This is a genomic window from Methylicorpusculum oleiharenae (assembly GCF_009828925.2).
GTDB classification, from domain to species: Bacteria; Pseudomonadota; Gammaproteobacteria; order Methylococcales; family Methylomonadaceae; genus Methylicorpusculum; species Methylicorpusculum oleiharenae.
In genome coordinates this window covers 401,576-421,799 of the sequence record NZ_WUTY02000002.1, presented here as the reverse complement: position 1 = coordinate 421,799, position 20,224 = coordinate 401,576, and the positions used below count along the sequence as shown (strand labels likewise).

Here is a 20,224-nt window from a genome sequence, read left to right as displayed (position 1 = left end):
ACTCGGCATATTCCTGAACTCCACATATCCTCGAAAAGGTAAAAATTAACAATAGCTAATGTTATAGGTCGCTACCTTCTTCCACAGACTTACGCCAGAAATCAGGATCGTTATATCGTGCCGCCAACGCATCAATGTCAACCTTGGCGTTTTCTTCCGTAAATTCAAACTTACCGATCAGATTCACATTTTGCCAGGCGACGGGCGAAGTACCTTTAATGATCACGATAGCATCCTGGTCGTCGGCTGCCAGTTTTTGCTCATACACCCGCGACAAGATCAGTGTGTTGTAATGAATGATGGCGTTGGCAATAAGCCGGGAACAATCGTTCCAGATTTGCTGCTCCGCTTCGGTTTTTACCCGGAATTTGCCGGCGTTGACATAGGATATGGCTCGTCGCATGCGATGATACGCCTCGCCGCGATTAAGCGCCTTTTGGATGCGCTGCCTGAGTATCGGGTCATCGATGAAATCAAGGATATGAAGTGACCGATAAATATTGTCCAATTCCCATAGTGCCTTCTTGGTCTGGTTCTGCCGCTTATAACTGGCGAGCTTACGCACGATGGTTGCTTGAGTCACATCTTTTTGTGCAAGCGAAGCCAGAATGCGCTGGATATTCGGCCACTCCTTGCATATTAAGGTATCAAAGGCCTTACGCGATGGCTTAAACAAGGCATCGCCATAACGGCTTGGGTGCTGGAACCCAACTAGGCTATCGATCTTTTTATGCAGGTCACGATATCGTGGCGAAAATTGGTAGCCGAAGACGCGCAAAATAAAGAAATTCACTTGATTGGTGCCATGCGTGTCCGTCGAATGCCTTTCCGGCTTGATCTCCGTTGTATTGTTGTACAGGATGTCGAACACGAAATGCGATTCGTGCTCGTGCGCGCCGATAATCTTGGCATTTGATTCATGGCTAAGGTAATGGAGTTTACGCCTTTCTTTAGCGCGAAAAACTTGCTGGAGTGTCGGGCATTGATCGTGTCGATCTGCGTGACTATATGCTGGCCGTCACTGCTAGAATGCTTTTGGTGGTGGATGTCGTACACTTGGAAAACGAGTAACGCAGCCGTAGCGTTGGAAATGGCGTCATTCGCTGCATGCAGCGTTTCCGCCCGCAGGAAATTTCGAGCCGTCGTCAGCAACGCAGAATGACTAAGCCCCGAGACTTCCGCCATTTTCCATAAGCCCATATTGGTACCCAGGGCAACGATACAGGCCAGGATCGGTTTCGGATCGGCATCTTGTTTGACGTACCGCTCCAAAACGTGGGCAAATGACTTCAGGAGTCCTGTTCTTTCAGCGACAAACCAAAGCAGGTCGGCCACGCCGATACTTGGCAATTGAGCATAGAAAGGACTGTTGGTTGGCTCTTCCTCGGAGGGATAAACCAACGTCCAGCGAAGCTTGTCCCCGCTACCGGTGAATTTGATATGTTTATTGTCGCCGCTTTCAATGCGCTGGTTCACTGATTTGTACTTGGCTTCCAGTTCCCGCTTGAGCGCGGCTAACGTATCCTGGATTGGTGTCAACAGAATCGGTGCGCCGATTTCTTGCAATATCGCGTCTCTATCCTTATTCCAGCGCTCGGTGTTGATCAGGTCGTCATCAAAGCTGCGAAATTCATTACTGTCCCGAACAAATACGTCACAGGCTTCAAGCGCCTTCCGTAGCTCGCGGTATACCAGGAACTCATAGCGATCAACCTCTAGGGTTTTCTTTTTTTGTTCTTCCGTCCGGGTATATAAATACCGTTGCAAATTCTTTGCGATGATTCCGGTCGGGAAGTTGGCCGGGTTCATTTGTCGTGGCGTCTTGCCCTGGCGCAGCAGCTCCTGTAGAAACAAAATGGCTTCCAACAGTGGTTCATCCGACACCAGGCAGACGAAATCGAGGTTACAGAACAAATGTCGTAAATTGAGCTTGAATTTGTGGCGTAGCGTGCCGTAATACGACCATTCAAAAGCGGTTTTATCGAATTCGATGTTACGCATAAAACCGGATACGACTGGAAAGCTCTCGACGTTGAGTAGCTCGAAAGCCTTTTCCTTGATGGCCGCAAACGGTGTTTCGTCAGGGATTGAATTGTCGATGAACAGTTCCAGAACTTGGCCTGCCGCCTGTAGATTCGCGCCGGCCTCGTTGATGGCTTGCTGCATGGCCTCGTCGGCGGCAAGTTTGGCTTGTTTCTCGTATTGGCCAATGAGACAAATCAGGGCTTCGATCAAATTATCGTTGATTTGCCGAAAGCGATGAAAGGCGAAACACAGCAAATACAGGCGTGTTGTGGGTTCCGCCATGCGCCGCAGCTTGTAGACGGAGTAGAACGGAACCAATGATGCATAGTATTTTATACTCTCATTGGACAGGCCGGCAGTACCCAGAAAGCTTTGCCCGAATTCATACAGCGGCTGAAAAAATTTGCGGCGGTCAACCTCCTGGCGTAACTCGCGGTAACTGAAATCCTTAGGCTCGTGTTTGAGTAGGCTGATGCGATACATGCCTTCCTCGGACTCAAGCAAGGCTTCGAGCTGCTTGTCGACATCCGGCGTCATGGCTTTTTTCAGTAAGTCCGTAATTCGCCGACGTTCGCCAGTCACTACTCGGCTCACCATGTCCTGTAGATAAGTGTAGCCAGGAGCAATTAGGCGGTGGTTAGTAAGGTATTGTAAGGTTTCGCGTAGGATGTAAATCGGCTGTGTCGACAGCATGGCGACCCGCTGCGCTTTCAGTTCCAGTGCCGCCTTGGCCTCGCCGTCGCATAGGCGATAGTCGAATAACTGGAGGATGATTTGTTGCTGTTCGAGCCGGGTCGGCTTGGAAAGGGTTTTGATCTTATCTAATGCCTGGTCGGGGAAATACCGCTGGAGAATATAGTGTAGGTCGTCGAGCACGGCCTCCCGCACGTAAACAAAAAACTGTTGCTTGGCCTTGAAATACCCGATTTGAAGGATTAAATGGACTGCCGATGAGCGGGCATAAGCGGCGTCGACAGCTTTCTGTTCTATCACGCTTAAATCGAAGAAGAGACTGCGGTCGTCATTGCTGAAACGAGGTAACCCGTATAGATCATCGATTTCACTTCTCGTCAGGATAGACAGGCGGCGCGAATTGACGTTCATTCGGCACAGCTTTTCGGCGAGTGCAGAAAGTACACTTTTTGCACTCTATGTTCACCGATCCTTTTCAATTTCAATTCCTTCAATTTTGAGTGCAAAAACCTTTGCCAAAATCATAATGCATTTAACCCCACTATGTGTTAACTTTTTGCACCATGCAAACCAATACTACTACGCCATTTCATCGAATCGGTTATGCCCGAGTCAGCAGTACCGGCCAAAATCTGGATTCTCAGATTGATGCGTTGCAAAAAGCCGGGTGCGGCAAAATATTTTCCGACAAGATGACCGGCTCGCACATGGATCGTCCCGGCTGGGATCAGCTTTTAGAATATGCTCGCCCTGGCGATACCTTGGTTGTCAGCGAATTAAGCCGCATGACGCGCTCTTTGATGGACTTACTGACAACGGCAAAGGTGCTAGAACAGCGGCAAATTAATTTAGTGTCATTGCGCGAAAATATCGATACCACCACGGCGACTGGTCGTTGTTTCTTGTCGATGATGGGTGCTATTCACCAAATGGAGCGTGAGCTTCGCGCTGAGCGGGCGGCTGCTGGTCGTTCGTCTGCTAAAGCGCGGGGCAAAACGGGTGGAAGACCTAAAACTGACCCTGCAAAATTGGAGAATGCCAGAATCCTATACGAAAACTCGGACAAAACCGCCGCCGAGGTTTGTGAGATTACCGGCGTAGGGAGGCGAAAATTCTTCTCCTATGTGGCAGAAAAACGGAATGGTTCTGGTGAAACGTAAAATTGCATTTGAATTGGGGCGCAATCGAACGAAAAACCGAGTTAGCACCTAAAATAAGGTGCTAATGATTTTATATGGCTCGTCTGGCCGGCAATACCCGACCCTCAGCGGACCTTCGCCTGTTGCGCAGGGCAACGGCAGCTTACTGAGAAGAACAGCTGCACTGCCCACCAACGGACCGATCACTCATCGGCCTGAGCGGTTGGTTTTTTGTCGGGCGGCAAGCTGGCGGTAAGCCGTCCATCAATCGCCGACAGCTATGGAGGTTATTTCATCTTGCTCAAGCTTCCTCAATGACCATGTTGTATAAATGGATTTATAATGATGCCCTTGGTCGCTCAAGGGTTTCTATTTCCAACCGGACTGCACGAATGACTGAGATCGAAACAGGCGATAAAACTTGGCGTGGCACCTTCCGCGTTGTGCTGGCGTATGCCTTCTTCGCCAGCCTGTGGATACTACTGTCCGACCGGGTAATTGGATTGTTGTTCAGCGATCCCGCAGCGCTCGTGCAGGCCAGCATGGCCAAGGGCTGGTTCTTCGTCGCGGTTACTTCGCTGCTGTTGTATGTAATGGTGCGCCGATACATCAGCCGGATCAGCGCGGCACATCAGCGCGAACTCGAACTGATGCGCAAGCAGCAGAATGACTCGGCGCTGCTGAGGCTCTATGTGATTCGTAGTGGGTAATGCAATAATATAGCCATGAACAGTGAAACTTTATTCAGCATGGCTTTAGGCCTGCAACCCCCTTGGCAGGTCAAAGCCGTGACCTTTTCTACAGATGAATTGGCCCGTAGCGAACTTCATCTGCATATCGATTTCGTGACTGGCTCGCGCTTCTTAGACGACGCGAATAACCTCTGTCCAGTGCATGATACCGTAGAGCGGCAATGGCAACATTTGAGTTTTTTTGAACACACCTGTTACCTCCACTGTACGGTGCCGCGCATTACCACGAGCGCTGGTAAAGTCCGCACTGTTGACGTTCCCTGGGCACGACCGGGCAGTGGTTTTACCTTGTTATTTGAAGCCTTGGCGCTAGCCTTGATCGAACGGGAAATGCCGGTCAACCGAGTCGCCGAGATACTGAAGGTCAATCCACAGCGCATCTGGACTATCTTTAATCACTGGATTAGCAAGGCAAAAGCAGCCGATGATCCGAGCAGGATAACCAAGCTGGGCGTCGATGAAACCTCGACCAAAAAAGGCCATCATTACGTCACGCTGGGCGTTGATTTGGATGAAGCCCGTGTGATTCATGTCACCGAAGGTAAGGGTAAGGCAACGCTGCAAAGTATTCAACAACACCTTGAAAATAAGGGTGTTGATAAGGAACAGGTGGAGCAAATCAGCATGGATTTGTCACCGTCATTTATTGCCGGTGCTGCCGAATCACTCCCGTCTGCACAAATTACCTTTGACCGATTCCATGTTGTGAAATTATTGAATGAGGCCATGAATCAGGTGCGCATTGCCGAACGCAAGGAGCATGATGCTCTGAAAGGTCACAAATACACTTTTCTAAAGAACCGGGAAAACCTATCCGACAAAAAAGAAAAAGAGCTGGATGAACTGATTAAACTCTACCCCACGCTGGGCGAAGCTTACCGCTTAAAAGTGCTATTCAATGATCTCTGGGAAATGCGCGACAAGCCGACAGCGGAGGCTTTTTTGAGGCAATGGTTTGAGGAGGTGGACGCAGCCAAAATTCCAGCGTTTACGAAGTTTGCCAACACAGTTCGAGGACATTGGTCGGGGGATTGTGCATTTCGTGGAATCACTCATTAGTAACGGCATTCTTGAAGGCATCAATAGTAAGATTCAGCTGGCTAAACGGCGAGCCAGAGGCTACCGCAACATCAACAATTTCATTAATATGATTTTCCTATGTGGAAAGTTGAAATTTGATTACCCACTGTATTTCACATAGAGCCAAATTCAGTGGGATTATCCAAAAAACGCTTGGAGATTATTTGATACTCCGGGTCCATTTTCAAGGCAATATCGGTAGTAAACATGATCGGCACATGGCGTTTGTTGGAATCGTGCGCGTCCGGTACAAAGTTCTCGCCTTTGCCCTCCTTGGGAATCCATTGCGTCGCGCCGGCTGGACTCTTGGTTTGTTCCCAATCAAAGGTGTACAGCCAGGTCAAATAGTCATGGGTCCAGCGAGTCGGATTGGTCGACCACGCGCCTTCCAGGCCGCTACTGACGGTGTCGGGGCCATGGCCGCTACCGCATCGGTTGGCCCATCCTAAGCCTTGCTCCTCAATACCGGCGGCGGCCGGTTCTTTGCCTACGCACTCATCCGATTTATGTGCGCCGTGTGCTTTACCGAACGTATGGCCACCAGCGATTAAAGCTACGGTTTCTTCATCATTCATCGCCATCCTGCCAAAGGCTTCGCGGATATGCTTGGCAGCCGCCAGCGGATCGGGGTTGCCACCAGGTCCCTCCGGGTTAACGTAAATCAGGCCCATTTGTACTGCGGCCAACGGTTTCGCCAGCTCGCCTTTGTCATCGTGGCGCTCATCGGCAAGAAATTTCTTCTCGCTTCCCCAATTGACGATCTCGGCCTCCCAGTCGTCGGCGTGGCCACGGGCAAAACCTTTCGTCTTGAAGCCCATCTCTTCCAACGCTACGTTACCGGCCAAGACCATCAAATCGGCCCAGGACAGCTTGGCGCCATATTTTTGTTTGACCGGCCACAACAGGCGGCGGGATTTGTCGAGGTTGACGTTATCCGGCCAACTGTTGAGAGGCTCGAAGCATTGTTGGCCCCCCGCCGCACCGCCGCGCCCGTCGAAGATCCGGTATACGCCGGCACTGTGCCAGGCCATGCGAATAAAAAACGGCCCGTAATCTGCCGGCCACCAGAAGCTATTCATGGTTGGTGCCATCTTGGCCATCACCGGGTTGCCTGCAATTACCTCCGCGATAGCAAATGCCAATGCGGACGTTCGGCTTCTACTTGACTCAAAAATGAACCAGAGTAAATAAGTGGCTCCGTGATTCGCGCATCAGTTGATAAAGTTTCGAAGCGACCACGACAGCGCTGCCGTATTAATCAACACAATCTTCCAAAAAATATTTCGAATTTTGAAATTGATCTCCCTTTCGCTCTGAACCTATCTAATTCAAAACGGTGTTTAAAAACAATGCGAGCTAAAAGCGCCATAGAACGAATAAAATTGTTGCAAATACTGAACAAGAATGATTATCATTTGCTATAGAAAGCATCTAGGTGACCTTATGAAATTTTTCGCGCATCTGTTCAAAACACCGACAACTTTATATTTGGAGATCAAGCCGAACTTTTTTAGGTCGTTATTAGCCAGCGGTCAGATCCACAACACCGACTCTCATCGCTTGGACTTAAATGTCAAGCAAATCCTCTGGAAGCTGCTGTTTTCGCTTGGCAAATCAAAGCTCACTGTAAATGGCAATTGTTCGAAGCTTGCCGTTCCACCTACCGAAACGACTTACCCATCTCATCTATCCGGAGAACTCGACTATGTCTAAAAAGCCCTGTACCCATGAGTATCTTGCCAGCAACCAAGCTGGAAAAATATTGACCTGCCGCGAATGCGGCGTTGTGCATTTGCATTGGCAAAACCTATCCTTGCGACTTGATGTTGAGCAGTTTGAAGACCTTGCGCTTCTTATCGCACAAGCCAGCAAAAACCTGAGTCGGCAGAATCAAAAAACGGTCCGCACTCGCCCGATGCTGAGCATGGTTACCTAAAAGCAACATTTAGTTTACTGATGTAATTCGATCCGCAATGCCTTGAATAATTTGAGTCAGTCCGTTTAGCGGCCAGCCTAAAAAACGGTACCAGCGATCCGGCCTACGCCTTTATCAGTTGGCCTTCGGCGGTTTACTGTTTCGTCTTGAACGTTGAGGGGCTTTGCATATCTGGCTTGATGCAGGTGCGGTGAGTGTCGGTTGGCTGCTGATACTGTTAGTTGCAATCTGGTAAGTCCGTGCTTTCGGGTCACCCCCGGCGAACATTATTTTCATGTTGCCTACCGGCTGATCAACAAGAACGCAGTCCATTTTAACTCTATTCGTGGTTCAGCCCCTTATACGCAGTTCCCGAAAAAATTAGCGTCATTACGACGGATACTGAATCAATAATTTACCGATTGCATAGGGTTGACGATGAATCGAATACAACATCATTTTCATGAGAAGAATAAATTATCGCTCGCCGTGGTAATCGTCGTTTGTTTTGCCGTTGCTACTGAAGATACGGTATTTGCCACCCCTATCGAATCCGAGGAGCCCAAGACAGAAGCAGCGTTGGAACAGACCGAACCTTTCGATGGCACCTTGACAGGTGATTGGGGTGGTGTACGCTCGACTCTGCTGGAATACGGAATCAGCATCGATATTGCCAATACGGGTGACTTATTGGTCAACTCCCGTGGTGTAAGTTCCGATGTTCGCTATGCCAACCTGCTGGAAACATCGCTCACTGCAGACATGGAAAAATTAGTGGGCTTGTCCGGCGGTACCGTTTACATAATGGCTCTGGGCACCCATGGAAAAGACCCTGGCGAGGCGACCGGGAGCATCACGGCTCCAAGTAACTTGGCAGCCAACGATACCTTTAAACTTTTTGAAGCTTGGTATGAACAATCTTTGTTTAATGACCGGATCGGATTTTTGGTGGGACTCTTCGCTGTGGATTCCGAGTTTGATGCCAAGGAAACTGCGGATGTTTTTATCAACGGCGCTTTCGGCACAGGCTTGGATCTGTCAGAAACAGGCATCAATGGTCCGTCGATCTTTCCAGTGAGCTCGATTGGTCTCAGGCTCCGCGCCAATATTACTGATGAAATCACCCTGCGGGCGGCGGTCCTGGACGGTGTCCCAGGCGACCCCGGCAATCATAAAGGAACGCAAATCGGATTAAATGACGGTGACGGTTTGCTTATCGTAGATGAACTCAATTACCAGCCCAGCGCGTTTGACTTCCTTCGCTTTGGCTTGGGCTCATGGCTATACACGACTGAATTCGATGATCTGGTTGATACGGCACCAGACGGTGATCCCGTAGCTAGGGATGGCACTTACGGCATCTACAGCTTTGTCGAAGGCAAAATTTTGAGTGAATCGGATGCAGCCGACCAAGGGTTAAGCGGTTTCCTCCGCATCGGAGGCGCTGACGAGGACGTGAATCAGATCCAGATGTTCTATGGCGCTGGATTAGTCTATACAGGCCTGATTCCTAGAAGGGATAATGATGTGCTCGGCCTGGGCGTCACCGTGGGGGTTAACGGTAACAAGTTCATGACAGCACAAAACAATGCCGGCCAATCCGTCAAGAATGCTGAGATAGCCTTGGAGCTGACCTATAGAGCGCAGTTGATGCCGTGGCTAAGCTTCCAACCGGTTCTCCAATACTATATTAATCCCGGCACCGATCCTACGCTGGACGATAGCATCGTCGGCGGGTTTCGCTACAATATCAATTTCTAAAGAGGTTCGGGGTTTCTTATGATGTTCGCTACTTTGACACGGTTCCCGTTGCATTTCGCTTTGGCAGCCTTGCTGCTCTTTGCGGGTTGTTCAACGCCCCCCCCTAGCTCGTCGGATGAACTCGCTCTCAAAGCCGATTGTTCCTCCATTCGTCAGACGCCACAAGCTCCGCAAACCTATTATTTAAGACAAAATCCGTTAGAGATGACGCCTGAAAATATCGAAAATGGAAAGCAACTTTACAGACGTGAAGCCAAGCCCGTTCCGTGTATGAATTGCCATGGAGTCAACGGTGATGGCAGGGGGCCGATCGGCAAACACCTGCAGCCCTCTCCGACTGATTTCACGTGTAAAGCACTCATGGACAATCTTCCGGATGGACAATTGTTTTGGGTCATTGAAAATGGTTCGGGACTTTTCGAATTAGAACATGAACAAAGCAAGGCAAAAATCAAACGCCCCGGCCGACGCCCACGTTATACCGCCATGCGCGGCCACAAGAACGAATTGACCGAGGAACAAATCTGGGAAGTAATACTGTACCTGAGAACCTTCTCAAAATAATCCTGGTTAAGGGGAGGACTTTGATTTGCCAAAACGATACAGTCAAAACTGGCGCAAATGTAACCAACACAATTCAGGCGATTTTCAATGAAAAAAAGGGACGAATCTTTATCAAAATACTCAGTTGTAAACGCCATTCAGCGGGCATATACTCCGAACTTCTGTTTTTACAAGGTTATCCATTGCCTTGGCAGAACAATGACCGGCGTTTTTTCACTTACTCGGAAAATCGCTACTGGACATTTAATTATGAAAAAAGGATGTCGTGATTTAAGCCAACCGCTTGATCCCGCAAAATTGCTACGCGATTGGCAAGCCGCTACCAGCCAATCGAGTTTTTTTAGGAGGCAATGCGATGCCGACATTTGAACACCTGTGCGGCTATCTCCATAAAGTTCAGATCGCCCACCATATTCATGGTCGTATCCGGCTACGTCTTGAGGTTTATCCCCAGGAATTGCCTTTACCGCGCCGCAACGACACCGAACGATTTCAGACTTTGGTCGAGCGCGCACCCGGCGTGCGCTCGGTGCGCATCAATCTACTCGCCCGCTCCTGCCTGATCGAATACGACCCCGCCGTGATTCCTGATCACGCGTGGCAGGATTTCATCGCCGGCGCGTCCTCGGCCGCCGCTCAGTCACTGGAAAACATCCTGCGCGACACCTATCAGGAGATCAGCTATGCCCAATTATGACGAAGCCATCCTGCGCTCGCGCAGGCTCAATCCCAACGCGCCGTTTCCGATTCTGCATCAAGCCGTGCGGATCGCGCTTTACGACGAGTACGCCGCGCGCGCTTTCTATGGCAAGGTCGTTGAAGCCTTCGGCCCGCACCGACCGTTCGCGAATATCGTGCGCGCTGAACAACGTCACGTCGACGCACTATCACGGCAGTGCGAACGCCTGGGAATCCCGCGACCGTTGGACCCTTTTCCGACACAAACCGAAATCGAACCGACCTGGCGCGCCAACTGCGAGCGCGCTGTGGTCGGCGAAATCGCCAATATCCGTCTCTACCACTACTTGTTGCCACATGTCGTCGATCCGCAAGTCGGCAACGTCATGCTGAATTTGCAGGCTGCCTCGCTGAATAACCACCTGCCGGCGTTTCAGGAAGCCCTAGCCGAGGCGATGGCGCAAGAACGCTACCATACCGAGCGAGGCATTCCGCCGCAACAGGCTTACGAACAACACGGTCCTCTGGCCGATCTGGTGGAAAAAGCCCTGGTTCATCTGAGTCCTCACGCCGGCCCCATCGGTTTGTTCAGCCCGCTGCTTCGCCGAACCACACCATCCATGTTGCTCGGTCTGGCCGCCGGTGGCGCAGGGGTTTACTTTTACCGCAACCGCTTAGCTCGCAACAAACAGGAGAATTGACATGTTACATCTAATCCGTTTCGCAGCTGGCGTGGCTACCGGGATCGTTGCCATGCAGTTGCTGAAAAACAAATCGACTCAGGACACCCTGAAAAAAGCCGGCGAATCGACCAAGGAAACCTTGGATAAGGCCAGTCAATCGACTAAGGAAACCTTGGAAAAGGCACAAGACAAATTGCGCAATGCCACGGTGTCCGGCCTGGAAGCCATCGAAAGCGCATCTGCCAAGGCCCGCGCCAAGTTGACCGCCGAGGAAGCGGGTAAAGCCAGGTCTAAAAAAACCGCATCACGCAAGCATTCCATTAAACATGAACATCCCGAAAGCGATCAGGAGTAAACCCCATGAAATACCAACCATACCCTTATGCGCACTCACTACCACAAATGCGAGGCGGTGCCAGCTTTACACAGGGGTTTGTCGCCTCCGCCTGCCTATCCGCGTTTCAGGATGTCAATAAACCGTGTTCCAAGGCAGACTATAAACGGATATTGCGTCAGGGTTTGCAAGGCGGCACCGCATTGGCAGCTGGCGCCCGTTCCGCTGTAGCCCTGCGTCACGGTAATTACACCGACGCCTTGCTATCGGTCGCCATCGGTGCGGCCGGCGTGTTGCTGCTCGAAAATTTGCTAAAGGATTCGGAAATACTTCAGGAGAACTCTGATGAGTAAAAAACACAAAAAACAAAAACGCCAAGCGAACGAATACGGCTACGTCTACGGTCAACCGCCGCAAGCCAACGGTTATGGTTATCCACCGCCCTACGGCGGCTGGCAAGCAGGCTTCGATCCGGCAACCGGCATGCCGCGTGAGCATCAGGCTCATGGCTTTGATCACGATCAGACCGCAGGTTACGGCGCACCCGGTTATGGTGCGGGTAATTTTGGCGCAGGCAGCGTCGACCGCGACTTTCTGCGCCAAATGTCGTCTTTTCTGCCCGGACAGCATACCGATCAATTCCTGTTGGGATTGATGATAGGCGCCGGCGCAGCCTGGGTATTGGGTGATGAGGAGATTCGCGGCAAATTAATCAAAGCGGCAATGAAAGTTTATGCCGGCGTAGCCGGCGGGTTCGAGGAATTCAAAGAGCAAATGGCCGACATCAAGGCCGAAGTCGCCACGGAACGTCACGGAGACGAGTAATGTCCGCGACCTGGTTCGCCAAAATGGAGCCGGTACACAGTACCCGTGGGCGGATCCGATTTCGATACCGCTGCCGCCGTGGCACATCGCTGGAACCTCGGCAAATCAGCCGCGCCGTCGAGGCCATCCAGGGCGTACTGACGGTCAAGGTCAATCCAGTGGCTTGCTCGTTGGTGATCGAATACGAGACTGACGCCACCGACACCGATACTTTGGCGACCGCATTGTTGACATTAGCACCGCCCGATAACCCGCTGCCCAATGGCAAAGCGCTCGCCAGCGATACCGCCCGCCTCGGCGCGGTGGCCATGAGCGGGGCGACCTTGCTGGCCAGCCGAAGTCTGAATCCATCCATGCAAATGTCGGTCGCCTTCGGCACCGCCGTTCCGCTGTTGGGCGAAGCCATCGACGACTTTCTGGAAAAAGGCATTACCTCGCATGTGCTCGAGGCCATGGCGGTAGCTATTTCGATAGGCCGCCACGATTATTTGGCTGCCAACACCACTTCATTTTTATTGGCTCTGGGTGAATATCTGGAACATTCGATCGCCCGTCGCTCGGACGATTTATTGAAACATCTATTGGAACCCGGTAGTAAAGAAGTCTGGGTGGAACGCGACGGCGCCGAAACCTTGATTCCGGCGCATGAAGTCGTGGTCGGTGATACCGTCATCGCCGCCACCGGCACGGTGATTCCGATCGACGGAACGGTGCTGGGCGGCGAAGCTTTGGTTAACGAAGCTACGATGACGGGTGAAAGTGTTCCTGTCGTCCGTAAGCGCGGCGACAAAGCCCTGTCCGGCACCTTGGTCGAAGAAGGCCGCATCCGCATTTACGCCGAACAAGTCGGCCGCCAAGCCGCCGCTGCCCGCATCGCCGATCTGGTCGAACAGTCCTTGACCGTCAAAAGCGAAACCCAACTGGAAGCATCGCGTTTGGCTGACAAAACCGTACCCTTGGTATTGGCGCTGGCGGCGGCAACTTGGTTGATTTCCCGCGACAGCGAACGGGTCGCCGCGGTATTGCAGGCCGATTATTCCTGTGCTTTGAAATTGGCTACACCGGTGGCATTTAAATCGGCGATGTATCGGGCAGGTCACAGCAACATCTTGGTCAAGGGCGCCAATGCGCTGGAACGTCTGGCCAAGGCCGACACCTTTGTGTTCGACAAGACCGGAACGCTGACCAGTGGCGCCTTGCAGGTCACCGATTCGATTACCTTCAACCACGACTTCAGCCCGGAAGATTTGATCAATCTGGCCGCCTCGGTCGAGGAACATTACTTCCATCCACTGGCGCAAGCCGTTGTCGAGGCTGCGCACAGCTTAAATCGCCATCAGCACTTTCAACACCAGGAGGTGGAATTCGTCGTGGCTCACGGTGTCGCCAGCGTCATCGACGGCCAGCGCATTGTGGTCGGTTCGCGGCATTTCATCGAAGACGACGAAGGCATTGTCCTCGCCGAATACAAAGACGTGCTGGATAAAATCAACGCCGAAGGCAAAACCATTTTATACATCGGCTTCGGTGGTAAGTTATTGGGGATTTTGGTGTTGACCGACACGGTCCGCGCCAACAGTGCCGCTACGGTAGCACGCCTTCGCGCTCTGGGTGTCAAGCGTATTCTAATGCTGACCGGCGACCATTACGACCGCGCCAGCCAGTTGGCAAAACAACTAGGCTTGGACGCATTTCACGCTAACCTGTTGCCGCACGAAAAGGCCAAAATTCTGGAGGAACTGGCGGCACAAGGTTCAACTATTGCTTTTATCGGCGACGGCGTCAACGACGCGCCGGCTCTAAGCGGCTCGCATGTTGGCATCGCCATGCACCGAGGTGCCGACATAGCGCGACTTGCCGCCGATATCACTTTATTGGAAGACAACATCGCCCGCGTCGCCGATGCCCGCGCTCTGGCTCTGTCCACTAGCAAACTCATCGACAGCAATTTCAAGCTGACCGTGGGCCTTAATACCGGCATTTTGTCGGCGGCGGCGTTCGGCTGGCTGAGTCCGGTAAAAGCCTCAATGCTGCACAACGGCAGCACGATTGCCATATTATTGCGCGCTCTACTGGGCGGCGGCATGCCACCTAAAACCAAAGCCCGCGCCAGCCGAGCGCCGCGCAAACAGCAACGTATGACCTACTAATTAAAGAGGCTGCATGACCTTAAAAGAACTTGCTATCGGTGAACGCGCCACAGTGGTTGGCTTTAATCCCAGCGGCAAAGCCTATCGACGCAAATTGTTATCGATGGGCCTGACTCCCGGTGCCGAGCTCAGTCTGGTGCGGGTAGCGCCGCTCGGTGATCCATTGGAAATTCTAATACGCGGTTATTCCTTGTCGTTACGCAAGGATGAAGCCGACGCCCTATCCGTGGACAAGCTGCCATGAAAACCCGTTATACCATCGCCTTGGTCGGCAATCCCAACTGTGGGAAAACCACGCTGTTCAATGGCTTGACCGGCGCCAGACAACGCGTCGGTAACTGGCCCGGCGTCACCGTTGAGAAGAAAAGTGGCGAATACCGCTATGCCGATTGTCAGTTCGAGGTCGTCGACCTGCCCGGTACTTATTCCCTCGACGTGGCCGACCGGGAAGTGTCTCTGGACGAATGTGTAGCCCGCGACTACGCCCACAGCAACGAGGCCGATTTGATCGTCAACATTGTCGACGCTTCGATTCTGGAACGTAGCCTGTATCTGACCAGCCAGTTGGCGGAAATGCGCGTGCCGATGCTGATGGTGTTGAACATGATCGATGTCGCAGAAAGCAAAGGCATGAAGCTCGATGCCGCCCGATTGGCCGAACGCCTGGGTTGTCCGGTATTGCCGGTAACAGCATCGGAAAACCAGGGAATCGCCGCGTTGAAAGCCGCTATCGTCCAGGCGGCGATCACCCCGAAAGCCGCCGCCGTCGAAGTCATTTATGAACCCGCCTTGGAAGAGGCTATCGTCGTGCTGAGCGAGCGTTTGCGAGGCACTGCAAAGCGCTTGGGTTGGTCCGAACGTTGGTTGGCCATGCGCCTGCTGGAAGGCGACGACTTGGCGCTGGGCTTGGTGGCCCCCGAACTGCGGCAAGAAGCTAAATCGTGGTCGCAAAAGTTGGGTGAGGATATCGATATCATGATGGCCGATGCCCGTTTCGAACTGGCTCGCTGTATCTGCAAAGACTGCGTGACGATCAGCGGCCGGATCAATCGCGACCTGACTAACCGTATCGACCGTATTGTGCTAAATCGGGCATTGGGGATTCCGATCTTTTTGTTGATGATGTATCTGATGTTCATGTTCACGATCAACATTGGCGGCGCCTTTATCGACTGTTTCGACCAAGCTGCGCAGGCCTTGTTCGTGGATGGCTTTGGCGTCTGGCTAAACGGCATCGGCACGCCGGATTGGCTGACCTTGCTGCTCGCCAAGGGCATCGGCGGCGGCACCCAAGTGGTAGCCACGTTCGTGCCGGTGATCGGCTTTTTGTTCCTGTTTTTATCGGTGCTGGAAGACTCCGGCTACATGGCGCGGGCGGCGTTTGTTATGGACCGCTTCATGCGTTGGATCGGTTTGCCCGGCAAATCCTTCGTACCGTTGATCGTCGGCTTCGGCTGCAACGTCCCAGCCATTATGGCCACCCGCACGCTGGAACATCGCCGCGACCGCTTGATGACGATCGCCATGGCGCCGTTTATGTCCTGCGGCGCAAGGCTGCCGGTGTATGTGCTGTTCGCAGCGGCTTTTTTCGCCGACGGGGCGCAGAACATTGTGTTTGGTTTGTATTTGACCGGCATCATCGTTGCGGTATTGACGGGCTTGATTTTAAAAACCACACTGCTGCAAGGCGAGGCGACGCCGTTCATCATGGAATTGCCGCCGTATCACCTGCCAACGCTGAAAGGCATCGCCATTCATACCTGGGATAAATTAAAAGGCTTTGTATTGCGCGCCGGCCAAGTCATCGTGCCGATGGTACTGGTGCTCAACGTACTGAACGCGGTCGGCACCGACGGCAGTTATGGCAACGAAGACAGTGAGAAGTCGGTATTGGCCGCGGTTGGCCGCACCATCGCGCCGGCGTTCTCGCCGTTCGGTCTGGACCGAGACAACTGGCCCGCAGCAGTAGGGATTTTTACCGGCGTATTGGCCAAAGAAGCCGTGGTCGGCACTTTGAACGCCGCCTACACGGCTTTGGCAAGCAGTGCTTCAGCCGAGAATGCGCAGAAAGACGCTTTCGACTTGGCCGATAGCCTGCGTGATGCAGCTGCGACGGTGCCCGTCAATCTAAGCGAAGCCTTGTCCGCTTGGTTGGACCCGTTGGGGTTGGACATCGGGGATGTCCACGATCAAACTGCTGTGGCGGAAAAAGAGGAAATTTCCACCGGAATTTTCGGCGCGATGGCCAGTCGATTCGACGGCAAGGACGGCGCCTTTGCGTACTTATTGTTTATCCTCTTGTACATGCCCTGTACTGCGGCGATTGCTGCGACCTACCAGGAATCGGGCCGAGCCTGGACATTATTCGTGGCTTTTTGGACCACCGGTTTAGGCTATGGATTGGCTACCTTGTATTATCAAACCGCGACCTGGAGCCGCCATCCCCAACAGTCGCTGGTTTGGTCGATGGTGATTTTGACGTTATTTGCTGTGGTCTTGCTAACCTTGCGGCATATCGGTCAGCGAGAAAAATCGGTGTTGCAAACTGTTCCGATCCATCAGGATTCTTAGTCGTTCATGCAAGGCGCACCGGTATTACTGGTCATCGGTATCCACCGCGAAGAATTGGCCTTCGGTCGTGCGGTTGCCAAAGGACTGGACCCGCAACAAATTCAAGTGCTAACCGTGCCGGAAGGGCTGTCCGGCCGGCGACCATTGCCGGATCAATCTTTCAATTATCAAACCCTGCACCGGGCCTTGTATCAGCAATTGCTGCCTTACGTGCTCGGTCACCATTCAGTGTTGCTGGATTTGCACAGCGGCTGCGATACTGCCGGCCCGAGTGCCGATTTGATTTGCGCCGGTGCGGGGTGGCGCGACGCGCTTGAGCAGGAAATTGATAGGCGTCCGGACTTTCACAAGCAGGATGTGCGCATCGTTCCGCTCGGCATCGAATCCGAATTTCCCCACGCACATACCGTAATCCCAAAAAAAATCTGGCACAATCCTCGCTTCACTTATCTTGGATTGGAAGTCTATCTGCCTGAGACGGTGGACGGGCAAAATGCTGGACGCGATTTGGCCAAATCGTTGGTCATGCTAGTGGCCGAACTCGCCACTAGGCCATTAGCAGACTCAACGTAACAGGGACTTACGATGGGTAGTCAAATGCACTCCCAAGCAAGCCACGAACAAACCGCCAGCCACAGCATGTCCACGTTTCTGACCGGTCGCCGCCAACGCTAGCGACGTTGCCAGACTGCCCAACATGCCGACCTTGGCATAACGGTTGACGCGCATTTTCAGCGAACGTTTTTGATGTGCCAGGGGTGCGTCCAATGCGGCATCGACGGCAGCTTCGATTTTGTTTTCCAAGCTTTCGGTATCGGTTTGGTCATAGTCAAAATTAATCACCACACTACCGGCAACGACATTGGCTTTCAGTTCGATAATGGCATCGATTGTGACTAATTCTGCTTCGAGCTGATCAAGCCGTGCCTGATGGCGCAATCGTTTGTCGCGGACTCTTATCCGCCCTGGAATCGAAGATACGATTCTATTCATCTGTATTCTGCCTTATGTTGCAAACTGTTCGCCCCAACGAGTTCCACTGCAATATGCATGGAAAATTAAACAATAAAGTTTCCAGGCAGACCCTGGAAAGCGCTAATAAGAATTATACGTATTTACGATCGCAGCGCTATACTTTATTATGCTCCGGCTATCATCGCAATTAAAAACAAACTATCCCAAATTGATTTGGCTGACTGGAAGATAGGTACCAGTCCTTTAACTACTCCCTTTTGACTCTAAAACCGTTTAGCTTTGTAACGAGCAATGTAGTCCAGCAATCTGCGCATTTGCACGTCATTCATCGGAGAACTGCGTGCTAGTTGCGCTTGTACCCGCTCAATCTTGTCCGCCAAACTGAGCCTTCAGGGAACATGATACAAAGCATTTTGCCTGATGGCATGAATGACATATTCTGCCGGATTGAGCTGGGGTGAATAAACCGGCGTATGCCAATAGCTCACCATGAAGTTTTTTAACGCACTCGGACTACTGAGTTCTTGCAGCAATCGGCTGACCTCCGTCTGCATGCGTTTGCCATGGGTCCGGGCATTGTCGAACAGCACCGTTATCTGATGATAACCTTGCTGTAGGTAACTTAGCAGTAGTGTCACTACGACACCTGCGACTTGTTCGGAGTGGCTTTTTTCATGGAACTCCACCCGCGTGTCGCCTCGTTGCACATCGACTATCAGGAAGCCATTCACTTTTTGTCGATGACGTTCATCACTCTGAACACGCGGTTTGGTGTTTTTTTCAGCCCACGCGTAATGGGTATCAGGGAGGCTTTGTAGTGCAAACTCATCCAGCGCAATCACGGCTGTGTGTTCAGTGATCTGCGCCGTTTTTTTTTAAGTCGACGATAAATTTCGCCTGTTCGAGGGGATTGGTCGGTCCATAGTCACGATGAACTTTTTGCAAAGATAAACCCCACCGGTCAAACAATTGATAAAGGCGTGCACAACTGACTGAAATGTGCCATTTTTCCTCAATCACAGTTCTGACACGTTCTGCGGTCCATTGATAACGGTCTATTCCGTAGTCGACCGGCATTTTATGCAGAACTATGAAGCGCAGAATTTTCTGCTGCTGATCGGAGAGTCGCTGCCGCCGGTGAACCGGCTGACGCCTTAGTAAATGATCAAAGCCACCATGCAAATAGCTGTCAAGCCATTCGTTCAAGGTTTGGCGACGGACTTTGTACTGGCGACAAACTTCCGCCAGAGTCAGTCCGTCCCAAATCGCTCTCAGGACAATCAGTCGTCTGCGTTGCCAGAATTTTTGATGACTGTAATAGGCTTTTTGCCAAGCTCCACGGTCTTGCGGAGCTAGGCGTTGAAGGCGTATCCTGCGGATCATAGTACACCTCCTTGATTCGCTGTCTCACTAAATAAAGATAGACGTTTTTTCGGTCAAAAGGGAGTAAGCAAGAAACGCCAGACAATTTTTGATAAGAAACTGTCTAAAAGTTAATTTCCTATTCAAACAAATCGGGAAACACATTTTGGAAACTTACAGAAAAGACCGCTTAGCAGCCTAAACCTGCCGCTCGTGATCACTGGAATTTGACTACTTAAATGTATTAAATCGGTCGAGTCGAGCCGAAAACGAGTCAAGGTTGCTTGCCGAAAAGTTGTCATTTGCTCAACTTAGGTATCGAAAATTTCGCCGGCATCCTCAACGGCCGGTTTTGGCCGGGTCGAGCCAAAGAGCACGCAAAATTGCTTGCCGAAAAGCTGTCATTCGCTGGACTCAGGGATTGAAAATTTCGCCAGCATCCTCAACGACCGGTTTTGGCCGTAACAGGACGATCAATCTCTAATCATCCAAGCCAAGAGATGTCCGAAAGTCAAATTCCAACCAGTTGATCAAATTCAGCGATCAAGACTGTCGGCCATCAATCCAACCTCATTCTGCAAATAGCCGTAAAATGTTTATGGCGCTTCCTCAGATAAATATCCAGTTGGAATTTACCTACATTGATGCACGTTTTCTCATTTTTGTTTGTCATAGTGTTCCTTGCTTGCTAAATTCGGGCTCGAAGCCCATCCGACT

At 51.8% G+C, this 20,224-nt stretch carries 20 protein-coding genes and 2 pseudogenes; 17 read left to right on the top strand and 5 right to left on the bottom strand.

All coding sequences use genetic code 11. From position 1 onward, the window contains the following. Positions 1-61 precede the first annotated feature (61 nt). Positions 62-3,129: pseudogene (locus GO003_RS25300) on the bottom strand (Tn3 family transposase). A gap of 152 nt (positions 3,130-3,281) precedes the next feature. Here GO003_RS25300 and GO003_RS25295 point away from each other — a divergent pair. The 3 genes and pseudogenes from GO003_RS25295 (at position 3,282) to GO003_RS25285 (ending at position 5,810) form a co-directional block, all read left to right on the top strand. Continuing rightward, positions 3,282-3,878 (top strand): recombinase family protein, encoded by a 597-nt coding sequence (locus GO003_RS25295; protein ID WP_159651898.1) that lies wholly within the window; start codon positions 3,282-3,284, stop codon positions 3,876-3,878. A gap of 371 nt (positions 3,879-4,249) precedes the next feature. Further along, positions 4,250-4,567: a hypothetical protein gene (locus GO003_RS25290; RefSeq protein ID WP_159651896.1), complete on the top strand. Its 318-nt coding sequence runs from the start codon at positions 4,250-4,252 to the stop codon at positions 4,565-4,567. 15 nt (positions 4,568-4,582) lie between these two features. Beyond that, positions 4,583-5,810, top strand: a pseudogene (locus GO003_RS25285) (ISL3 family transposase). On the opposite strand, the gene GO003_RS25280 reads toward GO003_RS25285, so the two are convergent. Further along, the gene (locus GO003_RS25280; protein ID WP_331001675.1) at positions 5,803-6,831 is read right to left on the bottom strand and encodes a peroxidase family protein; all 1,029 of its coding nucleotides are present in this window, start codon (positions 6,829-6,831) and stop codon (positions 5,803-5,805) included. The pseudogene GO003_RS25285 and the gene GO003_RS25280 overlap by 8 nt on opposite strands. Before the next feature lie 301 nt (positions 6,832-7,132). Here GO003_RS25280 and GO003_RS25275 point away from each other — a divergent pair, with 301 nt between their 5' ends. From GO003_RS25275 to GO003_RS25210, 14 genes are all read left to right on the top strand, one after another. Continuing rightward, complete coding sequence (locus tag GO003_RS25275; RefSeq protein WP_159651894.1) at positions 7,133-7,402, top strand: hypothetical protein; 270 nt, start codon at positions 7,133-7,135, stop codon at positions 7,400-7,402. Further along, entirely contained in the window at positions 7,395-7,625 is a 231-nt protein-coding gene (locus GO003_RS25270) for a DUF6686 family protein (RefSeq protein ID WP_159651892.1), read from the top strand. Before GO003_RS25275 ends, GO003_RS25270 begins: the two co-directional genes overlap by 8 nt. Before the next feature lie 417 nt (positions 7,626-8,042). Next, positions 8,043-9,365: a carbohydrate porin gene (locus tag GO003_RS25265; protein ID WP_159651890.1), complete on the top strand. Its 1,323-nt coding sequence runs from the start codon at positions 8,043-8,045 to the stop codon at positions 9,363-9,365. Between the two features lie 18 nt (positions 9,366-9,383). Then, entirely contained in the window at positions 9,384-9,929 is a 546-nt protein-coding gene (locus GO003_RS25260; protein WP_159651888.1) for a c-type cytochrome, read from the top strand. A gap of 87 nt (positions 9,930-10,016) precedes the next feature. Continuing rightward, positions 10,017-10,298, top strand: a complete 282-nt coding sequence (locus GO003_RS25255; RefSeq protein WP_159651886.1) for a hypothetical protein — start codon at positions 10,017-10,019, stop codon at positions 10,296-10,298. After that, the gene (locus GO003_RS25250) at positions 10,285-10,626 is read left to right on the top strand and encodes a heavy-metal-associated domain-containing protein (RefSeq protein WP_159651884.1); all 342 of its coding nucleotides are present in this window, start codon (positions 10,285-10,287) and stop codon (positions 10,624-10,626) included. The genes GO003_RS25255 and GO003_RS25250 overlap by 14 nt, the downstream gene beginning before the upstream one ends. Continuing rightward, positions 10,613-11,308 carry a ferritin-like domain-containing protein gene (locus GO003_RS25245; RefSeq protein ID WP_159651882.1) on the top strand — a complete coding sequence of 232 codons (696 nt, stop codon included), beginning with the start codon at positions 10,613-10,615 and terminating at the stop codon, positions 11,306-11,308. Before GO003_RS25250 ends, GO003_RS25245 begins: the two co-directional genes overlap by 14 nt. A gap of 1 nt (position 11,309) precedes the next feature. After that, on the top strand, positions 11,310-11,645 hold the full coding sequence (locus tag GO003_RS25240) for a hypothetical protein (protein ID WP_159651880.1): 336 nt from the start codon (positions 11,310-11,312) through the stop codon (positions 11,643-11,645). A gap of 5 nt (positions 11,646-11,650) precedes the next feature. Beyond that, positions 11,651-11,977, top strand: coding sequence for a hypothetical protein (locus GO003_RS25235; RefSeq protein WP_159651878.1), 327 nt, complete (start codon positions 11,651-11,653; stop codon positions 11,975-11,977). Beyond that, on the top strand, positions 11,970-12,449 hold the full coding sequence (locus tag GO003_RS25230) for a YtxH domain-containing protein (RefSeq protein ID WP_159651876.1): 480 nt from the start codon (positions 11,970-11,972) through the stop codon (positions 12,447-12,449). The genes GO003_RS25235 and GO003_RS25230 overlap by 8 nt, the downstream gene beginning before the upstream one ends. Next, a complete protein-coding gene (locus tag GO003_RS25225) occupies positions 12,449-14,599 on the top strand; it encodes a heavy metal translocating P-type ATPase (RefSeq protein WP_159651874.1) in 2,151 nt (716 codons plus the stop codon). Before GO003_RS25230 ends, GO003_RS25225 begins: the two co-directional genes overlap by 1 nt. 13 nt (positions 14,600-14,612) lie before the next feature. Further along, the gene (locus tag GO003_RS25220) at positions 14,613-14,843 is read left to right on the top strand and encodes a FeoA family protein (RefSeq protein ID WP_159651872.1); all 231 of its coding nucleotides are present in this window, start codon (positions 14,613-14,615) and stop codon (positions 14,841-14,843) included. Further along, entirely contained in the window at positions 14,840-17,170 is a 2,331-nt protein-coding gene (gene feoB / locus GO003_RS25215) for a Fe(2+) transporter permease subunit FeoB (protein ID WP_159651870.1), read from the top strand. The genes GO003_RS25220 and feoB overlap by 4 nt, the downstream gene beginning before the upstream one ends. A 6-nt stretch (positions 17,171-17,176) precedes the next feature. Beyond that, positions 17,177-17,743, top strand: a complete 567-nt coding sequence (locus tag GO003_RS25210; protein WP_159651868.1) for a hypothetical protein — start codon at positions 17,177-17,179, stop codon at positions 17,741-17,743. Here GO003_RS25210 and GO003_RS25205 read toward each other — a convergent pair. The 3 genes from GO003_RS25205 to GO003_RS25195 form a co-directional block, all read right to left on the bottom strand. Further along, positions 17,735-18,163, bottom strand: coding sequence for an HMA2 domain-containing protein (locus GO003_RS25205; RefSeq protein ID WP_159651866.1), 429 nt, complete (start codon positions 18,161-18,163; stop codon positions 17,735-17,737). The two genes, GO003_RS25210 and GO003_RS25205, sit on opposite strands and share 9 nt — an antisense overlap. A 371-nt stretch (positions 18,164-18,534) precedes the next feature. Further along, on the bottom strand, positions 18,535-18,987 hold the full coding sequence (locus tag GO003_RS25200) for a transposase (protein WP_159651864.1): 453 nt from the start codon (positions 18,985-18,987) through the stop codon (positions 18,535-18,537). A gap of 10 nt (positions 18,988-18,997) precedes the next feature. Beyond that, on the bottom strand, positions 18,998-19,528 hold the full coding sequence (locus GO003_RS25195; RefSeq protein WP_159651862.1) for a winged helix-turn-helix domain-containing protein: 531 nt from the start codon (positions 19,526-19,528) through the stop codon (positions 18,998-19,000). Positions 19,529-20,224: the final 696 nt, after the last annotated feature.